Here is a 20965-nt window from a genome sequence, read left to right on the forward strand (position 1 = left end):
TTGATTATCAGTAGGTTAAGGTGTTTCTATGCTTGTTGAATTTCATTTAGAACATCAATTATTATCGAGCATCCTTTAATAATATCCTCTTCTGATATTGTCAAGGGAGGTGTAATTCTAACGGCTTTTTCCTCAAAAAGAAGCCAAAAAAGAATTAAACCTTTGTTCTGGGATTTTAAAATTAATTGATTGGTTATTTTAGCAGAATCCAAAATAATGGCCAACATCAACCCTTTTCCTCTAACGTCTTTTATTAGTGAGTGTACAAGTAGTTTTCTAAAGAGTTTTTCTTTTTCGAGAGTTTGTGGGATTAACTCACTTTCAGTAATTTCTTTTAATGTAGCCAATGCCGAAGCCGCTATAACAGGATGACCACCAAATGTAGTAATGTGTCCTAGTTTTGGATTATCCATTAGTAAATCCATAAGATTAGTTGAGGCTGTAAAAGCACCAATTGGCATACCACCACCTAAGGCTTTTCCAGTTACTAATATATCTGGAATGCAGTTGTAATTTTCAAAACCAAAAAGTTTACCTGTTCTACCAATACCTGGTTGAATTTCATCTAGGATTAATAAAGCCCCAACATCATTACATTTTTTTCTAACTTTAGCTAAATAGTTGTTTGCAGGTTCAATAAAACCAGCACCTCCTTGAATGGTTTCTAAAATGACACAGGCTGTTTGGGTTGTAATTTTTTCTAAATCTTTTATAGAATTAAAATTTATAAATCTAACATCAGGGAGTAATGGTCTGAAAGCTTGTTTGCGTTCTTCAAAACCCATAACACTCATAGAACCCATTGTGTTTCCGTGGTACGCTTTATTTGCTGCTATTATTTCACTTCTTCCGGTTGCTCGTTTTGCTAGTTTTAAAGCGCCTTCTATGGCTTCGGTACCAGAATTGGTGAGGTAGGTTTTTTCAAGAGGTTTAGGAAGATTTTTAGCCAATAGTTTTGTAAGCTCTACTGCTGGTTTTTGAATATACTCCCCATAAACCATTACATGCATATATTTATCTAGCTGTTGCTTAATGGCCCTAATTACTCTAGGATGATTATGCCCCAGCGGGGAAGCAGAAACTCCAGCAACAAAATCTAAATAAGCCTTGTTATTTGTATCATAAATGAATGAACCATTAGCATGTGATATTTCCAGTGCTAGTGGGTGCGGTGTAGTTTGGGCTTGGTATTTTAGGAATTCTGAAGTCATGTGTTATTCTATAATTTCAATGAGTCTTGCTCCCCAAATAAAAAAAACATCTTCTGTTTGTATGTTACTTATGAGGCACCTAATAGGAATTTTAAAATCGTCAAAACCACTTTCAATGAAATATTCTTTCCAAGTATTGGTTAAAACAATGTCTAAATTATTAAGAACCCCGTATTTATTTCCATGCTCCTGAAATCTAATTCTAATATTCCCTTTTCCTTTTAGCCAAACGGAAAACATATAGGTTTTTTTGTTAGATTTGAAACTTTGAAATATATGCCCATCTTTTTCTCCTGTTCCTACTATTTTAGTAGCATCGTTTTTTCCGTTTGGCGATTTTATTGCGTTTGAATCTAAATTTAATTGATGTTTAAACCACTTTTCGTTTTTAAGATCATTACTGTAGAGTAATAGGTTTTTGGAATTATTTTTATTCGTAGTTATTATTGTTTTATTTAGAATAAGAGACATTTGTTCTGATGTCTCAATTCTTTCTAACAAATCCTCACCAAAAAAATCATCGGTTGGAACATAATCTTCGAGCCCTTTGATTATTGGTAATTCCAAAGGAGGGTCATCTTTAAACAAATCTTCAACGCTATTAATACGTTCTTCTCCTCTCCAATCAAAACCTCTTAAAAGTTTATCCCGTTCTTCATATTCAGATTCAGGGTGTAAGCTGCCATCAACTTGGTTTAGTCGGGTGTATTCTTCTATGGCGCCTTCATCAAAAAGAATAGAAATACTACCTGATTTGGCTTTATCAATGCCTATAAGCTCTTGTTGATCATTTCTCGCATAAAAAATAGATTCTGCATTTTTAGTAATATCAACTTGACGAAGTTTGTTTTCTTCATTGAATAAGCCTTTTAGGTGCATGCCATAAATTTGGTTATATCCTGTTTTACTAACTGTATCTTGGCTAATAATGAAGGCATTTTCAAAAACTAAAAGTGAGTCAATTTTTTCTGATTCTGGATTCGAAATTAAATGTATAGTATCTCCAGTCATTTGATTTTCTAAATTCCATAGTATTGGTTTTCGCTTAACAGAAAATCTATCACCAGAGTTTAATTGGTTAATATTAATAAGCTGAGTTAAACCTGTTTTTTGATTGGAGTGGATAGAATCTGCTTTTCCGCTTAAATCAGATTTGTAAATTCTAGCATTGTAATAGGCTCTAATTATTCTGTTTTCGGGTTTACCAGTTACCATAATTTTATCGGCGTGCATATAGATAGAGTCCTTTTCTTGGACAGTAATAGCCAAGGCACGTTTGGTAATAAAAACAGAATCTTTTTCCTCGCCTTTAAAAACCTCGGCATAATGTCCCTTAATAATACTATGGTTTATGGTATCTGTAACTTTAATGTTGTTAGAAGCAGAAGCAAAATCCTTGGTGGTGTCAAAGTAAAGACTATCCCCTTCAATAATTCTATTATCGTAATCAATTCGGGCATTTTTAAGCGCATAACCTATCTCATTTTCAGAATCATAAAACCCTTTTTCGCAATAGGTAATGCTTTCTGGTGTGGTTATGGTTGAAGGGCCAAACAAATAAGCTTCACCAGTATCTGAGTAAAAATCAAAAAAATTAGATTTAATGGTCGTACTGTCATTAACCAACACAACATTTTCAACAAATTTAAATTTGTTTTCTTGCATGTAATGTCTTCCTATTTTACTTGTAATAGTTGTTGTTGAGTCTTTTACAACCTTTCCACCACTGCTATAAAAAGCCTCCTGTTTTAATCTATCAAAATAAAGGGTGTCAGATGAAACGGTTGTTTTAGGGTCTTTTAAAATAACATCGCCTCTTGCTAGAGCTAATTGTGTGGTGCCACTATATTCAACATATTTAGAAGTCATGTTAACGGTGTCTGCCTGTTTCATCCTCACATTTCCATAAGCCTCAATGTAGTTTTCTTTGCCGTAATGAATGGCTTTGTCGCACCACATATTCATATCTTTATGGGCTATATGCACCTGTTGGGAATCATCTCTTGTTAAAATTCTAGCACCTGGATAGTTGGTTTCATCTACATTTAATCTGCCTGCATATTTTATTTCTATTTTCTTTTTTTCCTGTGCGTTTAAAATGTTAACAAACCCAATAGATATTAAAAAAAATATGAGAAGATGTTTATTCAAAGTGAAAATATTTGAGGCAAAAATAATGATATATGATTTTAGAAACGAAAAACGCTCCAAAATATTTTTGGAGCGTTTTTTATATCAGTTTTTAAAATTTTTACTTCCTAAAGATAGTTTGTTTTCTATCTGGACCAACAGAAACAATTGTGATAGGAATTTGTAGTTCTTTTTCTAAAAAGTTGATGTAATTATTTAACTCTTTAGGAAATTGTGAAGCATCTGTCATGGTAGTTAAATCATCTTCCCAACCTTTCATTTCAGTGTAAACAGGCTCTACATTTTCTGGTTCTATATTGTAAGGTAAATGTTCAATAACATCGCCTTTGTATTTATAAGCAGTACAAACTTTTAAAGTTTTGAATCCTGATAGTACATCACCTTTCATCATATTAAGTTGGGTAACACCATTAACCTGACATGCATATTTTAAAGCCACTAAATCTAACCAACCACAACGTCTTCTACGCCCTGTAGTAGCACCAAACTCATGACCTACACGCCCCATAGTTTCGCCATCTTCGTCAAATAACTCTGTTGGAAAAGGCCCAGATCCAACTCTTGTGGTATAAGCTTTAAAAATACCGAATACTTCTCCAATTTGGTTGGGAGCCACTCCTAATCCTGTACAAGCTCCAGCAGCTGTTGTATTACTTGAGGTTACAAAGGGATAGGTTCCAAAATCAATATCTAAAAGAGAGCCTTGTGCTCCTTCGGCTAAAATGGTTTTACCTGATTTTTGAGCTTGGTATACATATTCTTCAGAGTCAATAAAAGTTAAGGATTTTAAAATATCAACAGCTTCAAAAAACTCTTCTTCTAATTTAGATAAATCATAATTGATATCAACATTATAAAACGCTATCATAGATTCGTGTTTATCTGCTAAAGTTCTGTAGCGTTCTTTCCAATCCGATAGTTCTAAATCTCCCACACGAATACCGTTTCTACCCGTTTTATCCATGTAAGTTGGACCAATACCTTTTAAAGTAGAGCCTATTTTGGCTTTTCCTTTAGCAGCTTCACTTGCTGCATCCAATAATCTATGAGTAGGTAAAATAATATGTGCTTTACGAGAAATAAGAAGTGATTTTCTGTAGTCTATATCTTGTTCTTCTAGTTTATCAAGCTCTCCCTTAAAAATTACAGGATCAATAACCACACCGTTACCAACCAAATTAGTAGCATCATCATGAAAAATTCCAGAAGGAATGGTGTGCAACACATGTTTTTTTCCGTTGAAAACCAAAGTGTGTCCCGCGTTGGGTCCACCTTGAAAACGGGCAATAATATTATAGTTTTTTGTAAGTACGTCAACAATTTTACCTTTGCCTTCGTCTCCCCATTGTAGTCCTAGTAGTAAATCTACTGCCATTGTAAAAAATTAGTTATTTGGTTGATTTTCTATTTCCGTAAAAATAAAGTGAGTGGTTGTTGATTTCGATATCGAAAACTTCTTCGATAGTTTTTTTGATTGATTGGATTCTAGGATCGCAAAATTCTATAACTTCACCAGTATCAGTAAGAATTACGTGGTCGTGTTGTTTATCAAAATAAGATTTTTCATAATGTGCTTGGTTTTGACCAAATTGGTGTTTTCTAACCAAACCACATTCCAAAAGTAATTCTATGGTGTTGTATAGTGTGGCACGAGATACTCTATACTTTTTATTTTTCATGTTAAGGTATAGGGATTCTATATCAAAATGATCATTACTGTTATAGATTTCTTGCAGTATAGCATAGCGTTCTGGAGTTTTTCTGTGACCGTTTGTCTCTAAAAAACTAGTAAAAACGCTTTTAACTATTTCTTGATTTTTAGTATCTGCCTTTGCGCTCATAATTTCGTGGCAAATTTACACCTTTTTTATAATCTGGTAACCTTATCTATACCATTAATTTTTTTAAGCTTTTCAATAAGCTTTTTTATTATCGTATTGTTTTTCACAATAAGATTAATTTTTCCAGAAAAAAGCCCATCATTACTTTCAAAATTTAGACTTTTCATGTTAACATGCATGTTAGACGAAATAACTTGAGTTATCTCATTTACAAGACCTATATGATCAATTCCAGATACAGAAATTTTTGCTAAAAATTCGGTTTGTGTTGAATCAACCCATTTAGCAGATATGATTCTATAAGCATAGTTTGATTGTAAACTCAAGGCATTAGGGCAGTTTTTTTTGTGAACCTTAATACCATCTGAAACTGTTAAAAACCCAAATACTTGGTCTCCTGGAATTGGGTTACAGCAATTAGCCAGCTTATAATCTAACTTTTCTTCTTCTTTACCAAAAACAAGCGAATCAAAGTTAGCTGTAACCTCTTCTTTTTCAATATCCTCTTTTGTTACATTTGCCTTACGTTTTATTTTGCTTTTTATAAAGCTCATTAAGGCATTACTTCTGGAGGCTGCAAAGTTTTTAAGCATGGTATTGTCTATAGTGCCAATACCAACTCTGTAAAACAAATCTAAACTAGTTTTTAATTTAAAGTAGTTTACTAGTTCATTTACAGAGGATTCATTAAGCGTGATTTTTAGCTGCTTAAGTTTTCGTCTAAGAATTTCTTTGCCTTCTTCTCCAATGCGCTTTTTATCCTCGCGAAGAGATGATTTTATTTTGCTTCTTGCTCTAGCAGTAGTGGTATAATCTAACCAGTTTGTGTTTGGTTTTGTGGTTTCGGAGGTTAAAATATCCACTTGGTCACCACTTTTTAGCTCATGACTTAAAGGTACTAATTTACCGTTAACTTTGGCGCCCCTGGTTTTCATTCCAACTTCGGTATGTATACTAAACGCAAAGTCTAAAGCCGTAGCTCCTTTAGGTAACGATTTTAAATCTCCTCTGGGGGTGAATACAAATATTTCTTTAGAATAAAGATTTAATTTAAACTGCTCTACAAAGTCAACAGCATTGGTTTCCGGATTTTCAAGTGCTTCTTGAAGCCTGTTAATCCAAGTATCTAAATTATCTTCTTTTTCGTTACCTTGTTTGTACTTGTAATGGGCAGCATAACCTTTTTCAGCTATTTCGTTCATGCGCTCACTTCTAATCTGTACTTCAACCCACCGTCCTTTAGGTCCCATTACGGTTATGTGTAATGCTTCATATCCCGTAGACTTTGGGGATGAAATCCAATCGCGTAATCTTATGGGGTTTGGTCTAAAGTGATCTGTAACTATAGAGTAGATTTTCCAAGCAAAGAATTTCTCGTTTTCTAAATCACTTTCATAAATTATTCGGATAGCAAATTTATCGTAGACTTCATCAAAAGATACGCCTTGATTTCTCATCTTTTTTCTAATTGAAAAAATAGATTTTGGTCGTCCTTTAATGGTATACTTAAAGTTCTCTTTGTCTAAAGATTTTTTAATAACACTACTAAACTGATTGATATATTCGTCTTGTTCTTCTTTACTTTCTTTTATTTTACCTAAAATATCAAAATAAATGTCGGGGTCTGTGTATTTAAGACCCAAATCTTCAAGTTCACTTTTAATATTGTATAGTCCAATTCTATGAGCTAGCGGCGCATAAATGTAAAGTGTTTCTGAGGCTATTTTTTCTTGCTTATCCGTACGCATGGAGTCCATGGTCTGCATGTTGTGAAGTCTATCTGCAATTTTAATAATAATAACCCGTACATCATCATTAAGAGTAAGTAGCATTTTACGGAAGTTTTCTGCCTGCAAAGACACATCCATGTCTTTTTCCTTACTCATTGATGAAATCTTAGTAAGCCCATCAACAATGGTGGCTACGGTTTCTCCAAAACGTTTTCTTATATCTTCAATAGTATAATCGGGGCTATCCTCAACTACATCATGAAGAAGTGCAGCGGCAATAGAGGTGGCATCTAACCCAATTTCTTGAGCTACAATTTTTGCTACAGCCAACGGATGGAAAATATAAGCCTCTCCAGATTTTCTGCGCTGGTCTTTATGACCATCCATAGCAACTTCAAAAGCACTTCTTATAAGTTTTTTGTCCTCGTCAGAAAGCGTAGTATAGCTTACTTTTAAAAGCTCTTTGTAGGCTTTGGTAATGGCTGCATTTTCTTTTTCAATCTCTTGGGCTGTCATCATAGATTAAAAGTAATATAAAGAATAGTAACAGCCAACAAGAAGACTGTTTTTTGTAAACTTGAAATGATGGGTTTAAGAATTTAAAAAGTCTATAAGTTTTTTAACTGCTTTTCCACGGTGACCAATCTTATTTTTTATACTTAAGTCCATTTGTGCAAAGGTGTCCTTGTACCCATTAGGTTTAAAAATTGGGTCGTATCCAAATCCTTTTTTACCTAGTTTTATTTTGGTAATAACACCCTCACAAACCCCTGTGAAAGTTTGTAATTCATTATTGATTATAAGGGCAATAACCGTTTTAAACTGTGCACTTCTATTTTCTTTGTTTTTTAACTCTTTTAGAAGTTTTTTTGTGTTGTCTTCTGAATTTCGTTGATCACCAGCATATCTTGCAGAATATACCCCTGGAGCCCCATTTAAAGTATCAACTTCTAATCCAGTGTCATCCGCAAAACAATCATAGCCGTAATTTGTTTTTATGTATTGTGCTTTTTGAATTGCGTTGCCTTCTATTGTTTCTTGAGTTTCAGGAATATCTTCAAAACATCCTATATCGTTTAAACTTAAAAGTTCTATGTCTTCGGGAATTATAAGTTGTACCTCTTTGAGTTTATTCAAATTATTAGTTGCAAATACGAGTTTGTTCATTTTAAATAAAAGGCTTCTAGCCTTATTAACTTTTTTTAATTAGTTTTATGGAATACAAAGCAAAAATAAAATTTATAGTTATGAAAAAATCACTTGTTTTATTGTTTTTTGTGTTTGCATTAGTGAATCTGCAAGCCCAAAACAGGAAACAATCTAACCCAACTATGAAAATATTTTTAAAATGATAAATATCACTTGATTTTTTTACAAAGAATTCTAAATTTATAATATTGTTTAATTAAATTGATTAATGACTATGAATATAAACATTCAATACGTTCATATTGGCAACAGTGAAGCTATGAACACCTATGTAACAGAAAAGCTAAACAATCTTCATAAAAAATACGATTGGATTATTAAAGCCGAAGTCTATTTTGAAGTAGAACATAATGCCAAAGAAAAAGGGAAAATATGTAAAATTGAATTAAGTGCCCCTGGACCTAGAATTTTTGCCAGTTCTAATGAAGATCAATACGAAGAAGCGGTAAAGAACACCATAAAGGATCTAGAAATACAATTAAAAAAGCGTAAGCAAGTTTTTAGTAGCCATTAAGCATCACATATTTTGCTAAAACAACCTTATTACTATTGTTACTTTTTATTGATGGTGATAAGGTTCGTTTTTTAAAATGGTAAAACCTCTGTACAGTTGTTCAATAAAGAACAATCTAACCATTTGATGTGAAAAAGTCATTTTTGATAACGATAATTTACCGTTGGCTCTTTGGTAAATAGCTTCTGAAAACCCATAAGGACCCCCAATAACAAAAACGAGTTGTTTAATACCAGAGTTCATGTGTTTTTGAAGGTATTCAGAAAATACTACAGAACTATATTGCTTGCCTTTTTCGTCTAATAGAATCAGCGTATCAGACTTACCTGTCAGGTTTAAAATAAGCTCGCCTTCTTTTTGTTTCTGCTGTTCTTCACTTAAGTTTTTAGTATTTTTTAAATCAGGAATTATTTCAAAGGAAAATTTAATGTAAAACCCTAATCGTTTAATATACTGGTTTATAAGTTGCTGTAATTCATTATTATCTGTTTTACCAATGGCAAGAAGTCTTATCGTCATAAAATCAAAAATAAGTATTTGTATTTGCGAAATTTTTATTTAAAACTAAAATAAATAGCAATTTCATAAATCTAAAATTTAAAAAAGCAAATCTATTTATTATTTTTGTCGCAAACCAACAAAAATATGATTACACAAGAGCAGTTTGATCAAGAGGTAAGAGCTATAATTACTAATGCAATAAGAGAGGATGTTGGAGATGGCGATCATAGTTCATTAGCCTGTATCCCAGAGAATGCTAGAGGAAAGGCTAAAATATTAGTAAAGGATAAAGGCGTTATTGGTGGTGTTAACTTTGCAAAGAAAATTTTTGCTTACGTTGATAAAAATCTAAGATTAGATGTTCGTATTGAAGATGGTGAAGAAGTTACCTATGGTGATGTGGTTATGTACATTGAAGGACCATCCCAATCCATTTTAAAAGCAGAGCGCACTGTACTTAATTCCATGCAACGTATGAGTGCCATTGCAACTAAAACAAGGCATTTTGTGAACCTTGTTAAAGGAACTAATACCAAAATTTTAGATACAAGAAAAACCACTCCAGGTATTAGGGTGCTTGAAAAATGGGCAGTAAAAATTGGTGGAGGTGAAAATCACAGATTTGCTTTATATGATATGATTATGCTCAAGGATAACCACATTGACTTTGCTGGAGGCATTACTAAAGCCATTGAAACAAGTAAGTTGTATTTAAGAGAAACTGGTAAGAACTTAAATATTATGGTTGAAGCTAGAGATTTAAGTGAGGTTGAAGAAATTTTAAGAAACGATGGTGTCTACAGAATTTTGCTTGATAACTTTGATTACGAAGATACTAGGAAGGCTGTAAAAATGATTGGTGATAAATGCTTAACAGAATCTTCTGGTAACATCAACGAAGATACCATTAGACATTATGCAGAGTGTGGTGTAAACTTTATTTCTTGTGGGGCTTTAACACATTCGGTTCACAATATGGATTTAAGCTTAAAAGCTATAAAATAGTTTCTTTTAGCTATTGTTTACTAAGGTCATATTTTAATAACTTTGTGTTAACTTCTTAATTCAATTAATTTATGACTAAACCCATTGAAGACAAACTAGATAAAATTCCGGTTTTAAATGTCTTAGTGCGGTTTTTAAAAAAAATTAAACTTCCAGGTTTAGAGGGCTTATCTCTTTATGATTTATTGGAACTTTATATTATTGGTATTGCAAAAGGGGCATTAACAACTCGTGCCAGTGCTATTGCTTTTAGTTTCTTTATGGCTCTATTTCCGTTTTTACTTTTTGTGCTTTTCATTATTCCTTATATCCCAGTTGAAGGGTTTAAAACAGACTTTTTAGGGTTCTTAGAATCCTTTTTACCACCTAATACCTCGGATTTTTTTATTCATAATATTTTTGACAATATAGATCAATCTCAAAGAGGCGGTTTACTGTCGTCTGTTTTTGTATTGTCTATTGCTTTAATGGCAAATGGAGTCAATGCTGTGTTTTCGGGATTTGAAAATTCATATCACGAACAATTGACTAGAAATGTATTTAAACAATACATATATGCTTTGGGTATAGCACTAATATTGGCATTTTTATTAATTCTTACCATTGCCTTTTTGGGATATTTCCAGATATATGTAGTACAAGAATTATTAGCGGTACTGGAGGTAGATTCCCAAAATGTGTTTTGGGCTAGTTTTGTTCAGTATTTCTTTTTCATAGTCATGGTTTATTTGGCAACTGCCACTTTGTATTACTTTGGAACCCACGAAGGGAAACATTCAAAATTCTTTTCAATAGGAGCACTTTTTACCACATTGCTTATTATGTTATCTTCTTATTTATTTGGTGTATATATTGAAAACTTTGGGCAGTATAATAAGCTATATGGCTCAATAGGTGCTTTGTTGATTTTACTGTTTTATCTGTGGTTGAATGCCAATATTTTATTGTTGGGATATGAGCTAAATGCCTCTTTGAATAAACTGCGTAAAAGATGCTAGTTTATGCCGTATTTTATTGATGTTATACTTCCAATTCCGCTTCAAAAGTTATTTACTTATGGCATAACACCATCTGAAGCTAGTTTTTTAAAAACAGGTATGCGGGTGGCTGTTCCTTTTGGAAAATCCAAAATCTATACAGGTTTAGTATTTAACATTCACAATAATGCTCCAACGGTATATGAGGCCAAAGAGATTCATCAGATTTTAGATGAAACACCTATTGTCAATAAAATTCAGCTAGAATTATGGCAGTGGATTTCCAATTATTACATGTGTACTTTAGGTGATGTAATGCGTGCCGCTTTACCAACGGCTTTTATTTTAGAAAGCGAAACGGTAGTTACTAAAAATTTCATAAAAGAAATAGATGAGTCTATTTTAAAAGATGATGAGTTTTTAATTTACGAAGCATTACAGCATCAGTCGTCTTTAAAGATTCATGATATTTCAAATATTCTTGATAAAAAGAATGTGCTTCCGGTAATTAAGAGGCTTATTGAAAAAAAAGCTATTACTGTAGAGGAGGAAGTTTATGAAAAGTATAAGCCAAAGTTGGTTCGTTATGTGAAATTACACTCAAATTTTTCTAAAGATGAGGTTTTACAGGATTTGTTAGAAAATCTGAATAGAGCACCCAAACAACGTGAGGTAATAATGACCTTGTTTTCGCTTTCGGCTACAACACGAAAACCGATTAAGTTTTCAGATTTAAGTAATGAAAGTGGGGCATCCTCACAAACTATTAAGGCTTTAATAGATAAAGGTGTTTTAGTGGAATATTATATTCAAACAGATCGGGTTCAATATGATGGACAAGATAATGAAGCATCTAAAAGCTTAAATAATTATCAAGAAACTGCATTAAAACAGATAAAGGAATGTTTCAATGAACATAATGTAACCTTACTTCACGGTGTAACATCATCTGGGAAAACTGAAATTTATGTTAAACTAATAGAAGCTATTTTAATAGCTGGAAAACAGGTCTTGTATTTGTTGCCAGAAATAGCTTTAACAACCCAATTAGTTACTAGATTACAAAATTATTTTGGTGAGCAGGTAGCAATTTTTCATTCTAAATATTCTGCTCAAGAACGGGTTGAAGTTTGGAATAACGTTTTAAACAATTCAACAAAGGCAAAAATTGTTCTAGGAGCACGATCATCTATTTTTTTACCTTTTAATAATTTAGGACTCATAATTGTGGATGAAGAACACGAGCAATCTTTCAAGCAGTTTGATCCAGCACCTCGCTATCATGCAAGAGATACAGCAGTGGTTTTAGCTGCTATTCATAAGGCAAAAACCTTGTTAGGATCTGCTACCCCTAGTTTAGAAAGTTATTTTAATGCGAAACAAGGTAAGTATGGTTTTGTTGAGTTAATGCATAGATACAATAACGTTTTAATGCCCGATATCGAACTTGTGGATATAAAAGACAAGCATAAACGTAAACGTATGTCAGGACATTTTAGCGATAGACTTATTAAAGAAATGACCGAGGTGCTGAATGAAAAGCAGCAAGTTATTCTATTTCAAAATAGGCGTGGCTTTTCTCCAATTGTAGAGTGTAATTCTTGTGGGCATTCGCCACAGTGCCCTAATTGCGATGTAAGTTTAACGTATCATCGTTATAGAAATCAATTACGTTGTCATTATTGTGGCTATAATATGGCCATGCTTCAAGATTGTTTGGCTTGTGGAAGTCCAGATTTAGATAGCAAAGGTTTTGGAACAGAGCAGATAGAAGAGGAGGTTAAATTATTATTTCCTAATGCCAAAGTTGCAAGAATGGATTTAGATACCACCAGAGGTAAATATGGTTATGAAAAAATAATAACTGCCTTAGAGCAACAGGAAATTGATATTCTGGTAGGCACGCAAATGCTCACAAAAGGGTTAGATTTTAGAAACGTAAAGTTGGTGGGAATCATGAATGCAGATAATATGCTAAATTTCCCAGATTTTAGAGCACATGAGCGCAGTTTTCAGTTAATGGTTCAGGTATCGGGTAGAGCAGGGCGCACAGAAGAGCGCGGTAAAGTTTTGATTCAAACTTATAATCCGTATCACAATATTTTGCAGCAAGTATCAACTAATAATTATATTGATATGTATAATGAGCAAATGAATGATAGATATAATTATAAGTATCCACCGGTTTACAAGCAGATTAAAATCTCGCTAAAGCACAAAGATTACAATAAAGTAGAATCTGCTGCCATATGGTTTGCAAAGTCTTTGAGACAATTTTTTGGTGATACTGTTTTGGGGCCAGAATCACCCCCAATAGGAAGAATAAGGAATCAGTTTCACAAAAATATTTTGGTTAAAATACCTAAGAAACAATCCCTGTCAAAAACAAAAGAAGCTATCATCAAAATAAATAATAGCTTCTTAAGTATAAAAGATTTTCGGTCGGTTAAAGTAATTTTAAATGTCGATAACTTTTAGTGAAATAGAAATTTATTTTCAAATTTCGCGATTGCATTATACCAATATAAATTGAAATCTCACTTTAGTTTCATTTTAAACCTAGTTACTTTTTGAAAAACTGAAACAAGTTAAGTTTTATCAAAACAAGATTCTAAATATTATTTAAAGCGTCAACCAGTTGCGTCTTTTTGTTTCTACTTAAAGGAATCTCATAAGCACCCACTTCAACATTTTTACTGTTAAACCTATCAATCTTATCAAGATTTACAATATATGATTTGTGGATTCTTAAAAACTTACCTTCAGGTAATTCGGCTTCAAAAGCTTTCATTGTAGATAATACAACTAAGCTTGTTTCTTCTGTAACTAGTTTCACATAATCACCCAAAGCTTCAATCCATTTAATGTCTTTAATGTAAACCTTACGTTTTTTAAGGTTGCTCTTTACAAAGATATGTTCTCCTTCTTCTTCGTTAAAGTCTTGAGTTAATTTATGTTGCTCAAGGGCTTTTTCTACAGAAACGTTAAAGCGTTCTCTTGTAATTGGTTTGTGTAAATAATCGGTAGCATCATAATTAAATGCTTTAAAAGCATATTCGGTTTTACCGGTTACAAAAATAATTTGAGGTTTCTTGTTTAATACGTCCAGAAGTTCAAATCCGTTTAGTACTGGCATTTCAATGTCTAAAAAGATAAGGTCTACTTGGTGCGTATTTAAACCATTTTTCGTCTCTAAAGCACTACTGTACTCTGCTATTAAATTAAGTGATGGGTGATTTTCAACTAATTTAACAATAGAGAGCCTTTGTATCGCTGAGTCGTCTACTACTACACAGTTTAAAGTCATAACATTATATTATTTCGGTTAAGATATCGACAATAGTACGAAAAATTCGGTTAAAAACCAAAAATCATCGATAAAATGCGTTATTTAACATAATTTTAACATTTTAAAAACGCATAGTAATTATTAGGGTTATGCTTGCAATATATGAAATATTTAACTAATTTTGCACCCAATTTTTAACAATTAAATAGATTTTTATGAATCATTATGAGACTGTTTTCATCTTAAATCCCGTTTTATCTGATGATCAGATAAAGGAAACAGTAAAGAAATACGAAGATTTTCTTGTTTCTAACGGCGCTAAGATGATAGCTAAAGAAGACTGGGGGCTAAAAAAGTTGGCTTACCCAATTCAAAACAAGAAAAGTGGTTTTTATCACTTATTTGAGTACACTGTTGCTGGTGAGGTAATTGGTGATCTAGAATTAGAGTTTAGACGTGATGAGCGTTTTATGCGCTATTTAACAGTTAAGTTAGATAAACATGCTGTAGCATGGGCAGAAAGACGAAGAGAAAAACTTAAACAAAAAGCTTAATTATGGCATCAATAGATCAACAAGCAAAAGGAAAGAAAGACGGAGAAATTAGATATTTAACTCCGCTTAATATTGAAACTAATAAGCAAAAGAAATATTGTCGTTTCAAAAAATCTGGAATTAAGTATATAGATTACAAAGACCCAGATTTCTTATTAAAGTTTGTAAATGAGCAAGGTAAAATTTTACCGAGACGTTTAACAGGAACTTCATTAAAGTACCAAAGAAAAGTGTCTGTAGCAGTAAAAAGAGCACGTCACTTAGCTTTAATGCCATACGTAGCAGATTTATTAAAGTAAAATACCGATAACAATGGAACTTATATTAAAACAAGACGTTGAGAATTTAGGATTTAAAGACGATGTTGTAACAGTTAAGAATGGTTACGGTAGAAACTTTTTAATTCCTACAGGAAAAGCTATTTTGGCTACTGTTTCTGCAAAGAAAGTATTAGCAGAAAACTTAAAACAAAGGGCTTATAAAGAGAAGAAAATAGTTGATGATGCTAATGCAGTTGCAGAAGTATTAAAAGGACTAGAAATTAAAATAGCTTCTAAAGTTGGTACTGGAGATAAATTATTCGGTTCTGTGAATAATATTGACGTAGCAGCCGCTTTAGAAAAAGAAGGACAAGAAATAGATAAAAAATTCATCAATGTAATTGGTGGAAACGTGAAACGTTTGGGTAAATACAATGCCATTATACGTTTACACAGAGAAGTATCTGTTGAGTTACCATTTGAAGTTATAGCACAAGCTAAATAATTTCAGATTTAGAATATTTAAAAACCGTTTAGAGACTTCTAAACGGTTTTTTTATTATAATTTTTTAATAAAATGAAGTATAGTAGACTTACTAAAGAACAGTTTGAAGAATTACACCAAGAGTTTATTAACTTTTTGGCAACCCAATCTATTACGGCAGAAGAGTGGAAAAATTTAAAAGAAAATAAACCCGAATTAGCCGAAACCGAACTGGATGTTTTTAGCGATTTAATTTGGGAAGGTGTTTTAAATACTGCAGAGTATTTAGAACATATATCTGCCAAACACATGTATTTGTTTAAGTTGGGTGAAGATAACATGCAAGCTATTGTGGTTAATGTGAAACATGATATAGATATCACTACAACAGAGGGTTACAATTGGCTACGAGACAATTTAATGGATGAAAATGTTGAATTTTTGCAGGCTAATAAAGCATATTCTGAAGATAAAAACTTAGATAAGTTTAAAATGATTGAGCAAGGCGCTGTTATTACCAAAGGAGATTTATTTAGGTATTTTGACAAACTTATCAATTAGTTAGTATTACTTTAGAGGCATTAAAGTAAACTTAATAAAAAAGTTTCGCTTATGTTGTGAGATTGCTACGCTATTTTCTCTTCAAAAAGCTCGCAATGACACTTTCATTCTTTATTTTTGTCGTTTCCTGCATAAGCAGGAATCCACTATAAATGTTTTAATAACTAAAAAAATGCCTGCTGAAGTTTATATTTAGCAGTGTCGACTTTGTTTAACATGGCTCAAAAACCAAGCATACCTAAAGGAACACGAGATTTTAACCCAGAACAGGTAGCAAAAAGACATTACATTTTCAATACCATTCGTGATGCTTTTGAAACGTTTGGATTTCAGCCCATTGAAACCCCAAGTTTTGAAAACTCGGAGACCTTAATGGGAAAATATGGTGATGAAGGCGACCGTTTGATTTTTAAAATATTGAATTCTGGGGATTTTATGAATGTTTTAAATAGGGATAGGTCTAAAAACTTTTTAGCTGCTAATGAATTTCTCAAGTTTTTTAATCAATTTATAAAAGATACGAATAAAGATTATGAAGATAATTTAAACTATTGTTTAGAAAGATATTATTATCCAAAAGCAAACAAGAATCATGAGAGATTAAAGAGGTTGATGCTCAGAGAAAAGAATAATTTTATAGAGATTGTTAGCGATGATAATTACTCTAATGAAGATTTAATTAGAATTTTCATAATGTCATTTCACCTTGAATTTTCTTTTGATTCTAAAGAGTTATCTAATAGAATCTCAGAAAAAGCCCTCCGCTATGATCTTACAGTACCGTTTGCGCGTTATGTGGTACAACACCAGAACGAGATTGAATTTCCGTTTAAACGTTATCAAATACAACCCGTTTGGAGAGCAGATAGACCTCAAAAAGGACGTTTTAGAGAGTTTTATCAATGTGATGCCGATGTGGTTGGTAGTGACTCACTTTGGCAAGAAGTGGAGTTTTTACAATTATATGATACTGTTTTTTCAAGCCTAAAATTAGAAGGCGTTACTATTAAAATTAATAACCGAAAAATTTTATCTGGAATTGCCGAAGTGATTGGCGCTTCAGATAAGTTAATAGATTTTACGGTGTCGCTTGATAAACTCGATAAAATAGGAGAGGAGAAGGTAAAAGAAGAAATGCTGTCAAAAGGAATTTCAGAAACAGGAATCTCTAAATTACAACCGTTGTTCTCATTATCGGGTTCGTTTGAGTCTCAAATAGAAAGTTTAAAAACCATTTTATCAACTTCCGAAGATGGTTTAAAAGGCATAGAAGAACTGGCTTTTATCAATTCAGCTATTTCAGAATTAGGATTATCAAGCACAACCTTGCAGTTAGATGTTACGTTAGCGCGAGGTTTAAACTATTATACTGGTGCTATTTTTGAAGTAGCAGCACCTAAAGACGTAAAAATAGGATCCATTGGGGGCGGTGGGCGTTACGACGATTTAACCGGAATCTTCGGCATGCCCAACATGAGTGGTGTTGGTATTAGCTTTGGGTTAGACCGTATCTATTTGGTTTTAGAAGAACTGAATTTATTCCCTAAAACAGTTAATAAAAATGTTGAGGTGCTCTTTATTAACTTTGGGAATAAGGAAGCTTTATTTTCTTTAAAAGCTATCAAAACGTTACGAGAAGCAGGAGTTAATGCAGAAATATACCCCGATGCAGCTAAAATGAAAAAGCAAATGTCACATGCCAATAGACGTAGTATTCCTTTTGTGGTTTTAGTTGGCGAAGATGAAATGGATTCAAATACTTATACTTTAAAAGAGATGATTTCTGGCGAGCAGTATAAAGTTTCTTTGGAAGACTTAATTTCAAAAGTAAAATAAAAAGAGCCCTGAATTTCAGGGCTCATAAGTAATAGTAAAGATTTTTGGTAGATTTGGGGTTCTACATTAACTAATTCAAACTAACTAAACTAAAAAACTAAACTAAACTATGCTTTACTATAACTTTCTTCTAAATTTTAGAGTTAAATTGATTTCCAATAATTGTATTATCTAGTATTAGCTTGATAACCATATCGGTAGCAAATCAAATATAGTAAAAATAGCATTATAGTCGATAAAATGATTAAAAAAATCGATGAAATACACTAAAAATAAAACCCCGAACCAAATTCGGGGTTTTATTTTTAGTTGTAATTAGTATTTAAGGTTATTTTTTTACAAACTTTTTAGATAAAGATTCTTCGTTGTTAAAAATATTTATAAAATAAAGTCCGCTTTCTAAATTAATAACATCAATATCTTTGGCAATATTTTCTCCATATTTTACAACTTTACCTAAAGTGTTTATTATTCTATAAGAATATTTAGAGCTATTATTGATTCTAACTCTTAAGACGTTTTCAACTGGGTTGGGATGCAATACAAAATTAGCAGATTCACTACCATCAGAAAAGTTAGAGCTCTTACTTGTAGTAGTTTTGTTTGCTGAGTTGTTTACTATGCCAGTTATAATAACTTGATCTACATAAATATTATCGTTTTTGGCAGATGCATTACACTGAATTCTAAATTGGCCGTTACTTATTAAAGTATACTGTGAACTGTCTAAAATGGCCACGGCATTAAAGAATGTATTATCGCCAAAATCTGCTCCTACTTGCCAGCTAGATACTGTTGTCCACCCACTACCATCATTGTATTGAAGCACTATACCGTCACTTGCCGAAAAACCATTGGAATAGAAATAGAAGTTTACCTCAATTTGATTGAATGGAGACAAATCAAATACAGGAGAGGTTATTGATGCAGAAACACCCGAATCTCTTAATCTAATTGCAGAAACACCTTCAAAAGCAAACGATCCAGAGTAGTAGAAAACATCTTTTCCCCCTTCTGTCCATCCATCAAAACCAGTTTCAAAAAAACCTTCATGAATTATAACGTCGCCTGGAGGACAAGCAGTACATACAGATCCGCCACAATCGACACCTGTTTCATCACCATTTTGAATACCATCAGTACAAGTGGGAGCTGCTAGGGTTGTGGTATTGGCTGTATTGCTTTGTCCAGAACTATTGCCAGCAGCATCTTTTGCAATAACATAAAATGCATAATTGGTATCTTCAGTTAGTCCTGTAACTTGGTAAGAAGTTCCTGGTATATTTATAATTAATGAACCATCTTGATAAATATCGTAACCAGTAACCCCAACATTATCCGTTGATGCATTCCAATCTAAATCAATTGTAGTTTCCGTTATATTAGAAGTACTTAAACCAGATGGTGTGGTAGGTGCTTCAGTATCAATAAAATCATTTGTTGTTACATTCACTTGATTGCTTTGTCCCGAGCTATTGCCAGCAGCATCTCTAGCAATAACATAGAATCCATATGTGGTTGAGGGTGATAAACCAGTAACTTGATAAGAGGTATTAGCAACATTAATTATGAAATTCCCATCTTGGAAGATGTCATAACCTGTGACCCCGACATTATCTGTAGATGCATTCCAGACTAAATCAGTTGTAAACTCCGTAGTGTTATTAGTAATTAAACCTGTAGGCGTAGTTGGAGCCTGGGTATCTGGTGGATCTTGAGTTGTGATGTTAGCAGTATTGCTTTGTCCCGAACTATTACCCGCTGCATCTCTGGCTATAACATAAAATGTATAAACTGTGCTAGGGGATAACCCAGTTACTTGGTAAGACGTGTTAGTAACATTAGCTATAAAACCGCCATTTTGATAAACATCATAACCTGTTACACCAATATTATCTGTAGAGGCATTCCAAGACAAGTCTGTTGATGAATCTGATGTATTACTAGCGAATAAACCAGTTGGAGCAGAAGGAGGCGTAATATCAGGTCCAGTAGGCTCAATTGTAATTGTGTAATCCTCAACCTCTCCATCACTAAAGGATTCACAGGATGTAGGTGTGCCATTATACTTCATACTTACACGCATTCTAAATGAAGTTTCAGCTGCTGTTTGTGGTACAGTAAAACTTGTACTTATTTGACTGCTTTTGGTAGGGCTTTGTGATAAAATTTGCTCACCAGAGTCATCAAAATCCCCATCATAATTATAATCTATCCATATACCATAGCCTTCGCGTCTTGAACGACCAGTCCATTCTGGGGTGATAGTTATAGTATACTGGCTACCTTTCTCAACTGTAGTTGAAATATTAGTAAAATCTGAATATAAGGTAGGCCCCGATGAATTATTAATAGTATTTAATTGAACACGCCCTATATATTCTCGATTATTGCTACCAGAAGTTGACGCGCAATAATTTATTGATGTCGTTGTAAAAGTAATTGGGGAGCTATATGATGATTCTGAAGTATCAGGACAAACGCTACTAACTTGGGCTTCATATTGTGTTGAAGGTACTAAGTTTGATAATGTTACTGAATTACTTGAGGAGCTTTGCGTAATCCAGTTTGATGAACCCACCTCTCTATACTGATAGTTGTATGTAGAATTTTGGACTGTATTCCAGCTAATAGTAGCAGAAGACGGAGCTATATTAGAAGCAGTCAATCCAGTAGGAGGTTGCAAGCAAGGCGCGGGTAGTACCTCAAAAGATTGGTCTACATGTGCTGCAGCGTTATAGGTACTATTTCCAGCTTGACTAGCTCTTACGGTAACAGTTCCAGTGGCACCTGTAAGGGTAACTGTATTACCAGAAACATTTGCAGGACCAGAAACAATCGA

The 20965-nt window shown here is 33.0% G+C and carries 18 protein-coding genes; 9 read left to right on the forward strand and 9 right to left on the reverse strand.

Annotated features, from left to right (window positions below; all coding sequences use genetic code 11):
• Positions 1-26: 26 nt before the first annotated feature.
• The 6 genes from E1J38_RS12195 to E1J38_RS12220 all read right to left on the reverse strand — a co-directional run bounded on the left by E1J38_RS12195 (position 27) and on the right by E1J38_RS12220 (position 8100).
• Entirely contained in the window at positions 27-1211 is a 1185-nt protein-coding gene (locus E1J38_RS12195) for an aspartate aminotransferase family protein (RefSeq protein WP_133357132.1), read from the reverse strand.
• 3 nt (positions 1212-1214) lie between these two features.
• A complete protein-coding gene (locus E1J38_RS12200; protein WP_133357133.1) occupies positions 1215-3362 on the reverse strand; it encodes an OstA-like protein in 2148 nt (715 codons plus the stop codon).
• A 100-nt stretch (positions 3363-3462) separates the two neighbouring features.
• Positions 3463-4737, reverse strand: coding sequence for an adenylosuccinate synthase (locus tag E1J38_RS12205; protein WP_133357134.1), 1275 nt, complete (start codon positions 4735-4737; stop codon positions 3463-3465).
• A gap of 13 nt (positions 4738-4750) precedes the next feature.
• A complete protein-coding gene (locus tag E1J38_RS12210; RefSeq protein ID WP_133357135.1) occupies positions 4751-5203 on the reverse strand; it encodes a Fur family transcriptional regulator in 453 nt (150 codons plus the stop codon).
• A gap of 26 nt (positions 5204-5229) precedes the next feature.
• On the reverse strand, positions 5230-7449 hold the full coding sequence (locus E1J38_RS12215; RefSeq protein WP_133357151.1) for a RelA/SpoT family protein: 2220 nt from the start codon (positions 7447-7449) through the stop codon (positions 5230-5232).
• Between the two features lie 75 nt (positions 7450-7524).
• On the reverse strand, positions 7525-8100 hold the full coding sequence (locus tag E1J38_RS12220; protein ID WP_133357136.1) for a non-canonical purine NTP diphosphatase: 576 nt from the start codon (positions 8098-8100) through the stop codon (positions 7525-7527).
• A gap of 256 nt (positions 8101-8356) precedes the next feature.
• Between E1J38_RS12220 and hpf the strand changes: the two genes are divergently transcribed.
• Positions 8357-8656 (forward strand): ribosome hibernation-promoting factor, HPF/YfiA family, encoded by a 300-nt coding sequence (hpf, locus tag E1J38_RS12225; protein WP_133357137.1) that lies wholly within the window; start codon positions 8357-8359, stop codon positions 8654-8656.
• Between the two features lie 45 nt (positions 8657-8701).
• Here hpf and rlmH read toward each other — a convergent pair whose 3' ends face one another.
• Positions 8702-9175 carry a 23S rRNA (pseudouridine(1915)-N(3))-methyltransferase RlmH gene (gene rlmH / locus E1J38_RS12230; protein WP_133357138.1) on the reverse strand — a complete coding sequence of 158 codons (474 nt, stop codon included), beginning with the start codon at positions 9173-9175 and terminating at the stop codon, positions 8702-8704.
• 126 nt (positions 9176-9301) lie between these two features.
• Between rlmH and nadC the strand changes: the two genes are divergently transcribed.
• From nadC to priA, 3 genes are all read left to right on the forward strand, one after another.
• Positions 9302-10162, forward strand: a complete 861-nt coding sequence (gene nadC / locus E1J38_RS12235) for a carboxylating nicotinate-nucleotide diphosphorylase (RefSeq protein WP_133357139.1) — start codon at positions 9302-9304, stop codon at positions 10160-10162.
• A 71-nt stretch (positions 10163-10233) separates the two neighbouring features.
• Complete coding sequence (locus E1J38_RS12240; protein ID WP_133357140.1) at positions 10234-11160, forward strand: YihY/virulence factor BrkB family protein; 927 nt, start codon at positions 10234-10236, stop codon at positions 11158-11160.
• 3 nt (positions 11161-11163) lie between these two features.
• Positions 11164-13617: a replication restart helicase PriA gene (gene priA, locus E1J38_RS12245; RefSeq protein WP_133357141.1), complete on the forward strand. Its 2454-nt coding sequence runs from the start codon at positions 11164-11166 to the stop codon at positions 13615-13617.
• A 133-nt stretch (positions 13618-13750) separates the two neighbouring features.
• Here priA and E1J38_RS12250 read toward each other — a convergent pair whose 3' ends face one another.
• Positions 13751-14446, reverse strand: a complete 696-nt coding sequence (locus tag E1J38_RS12250; protein ID WP_133357142.1) for a LytR/AlgR family response regulator transcription factor — start codon at positions 14444-14446, stop codon at positions 13751-13753.
• Between the two features lie 197 nt (positions 14447-14643).
• On the opposite strand from E1J38_RS12250, the gene rpsF reads away from it, so the two are divergent.
• From rpsF to hisS, 5 genes are all read left to right on the forward strand, one after another.
• Positions 14644-14982: a 30S ribosomal protein S6 gene (gene rpsF / locus E1J38_RS12255; RefSeq protein ID WP_133357143.1), complete on the forward strand. Its 339-nt coding sequence runs from the start codon at positions 14644-14646 to the stop codon at positions 14980-14982.
• A gap of 2 nt (positions 14983-14984) precedes the next feature.
• Positions 14985-15281 (forward strand): 30S ribosomal protein S18, encoded by a 297-nt coding sequence (rpsR, locus tag E1J38_RS12260; RefSeq protein WP_130938278.1) that lies wholly within the window; start codon positions 14985-14987, stop codon positions 15279-15281.
• Positions 15282-15294: 13 nt separating this feature from the next.
• Complete coding sequence (rplI, locus tag E1J38_RS12265) at positions 15295-15747, forward strand: 50S ribosomal protein L9 (RefSeq protein ID WP_133357144.1); 453 nt, start codon at positions 15295-15297, stop codon at positions 15745-15747.
• Positions 15748-15819: 72 nt separating this feature from the next.
• The gene (locus E1J38_RS12270; protein ID WP_133357145.1) at positions 15820-16287 is read left to right on the forward strand and encodes a DUF6495 family protein; all 468 of its coding nucleotides are present in this window, start codon (positions 15820-15822) and stop codon (positions 16285-16287) included.
• A gap of 216 nt (positions 16288-16503) precedes the next feature.
• Positions 16504-18123, forward strand: a complete 1620-nt coding sequence (gene hisS, locus E1J38_RS12275) for a histidine--tRNA ligase (protein WP_133357146.1) — start codon at positions 16504-16506, stop codon at positions 18121-18123.
• A gap of 328 nt (positions 18124-18451) precedes the next feature.
• On the opposite strand, the gene E1J38_RS12280 is transcribed toward hisS, so the two are convergent.
• Positions 18452-20965: fibronectin type III domain-containing protein (locus E1J38_RS12280; RefSeq protein WP_145774412.1), on the reverse strand; the 2514-nt coding region annotated here is incomplete at its 5' end.

The sequence above is a fragment of the Seonamhaeicola sediminis genome (assembly GCF_004358095.2).
In the GTDB taxonomy this organism is placed as follows: Bacteria; Bacteroidota; Bacteroidia; order Flavobacteriales; family Flavobacteriaceae; genus Seonamhaeicola; species Seonamhaeicola sediminis.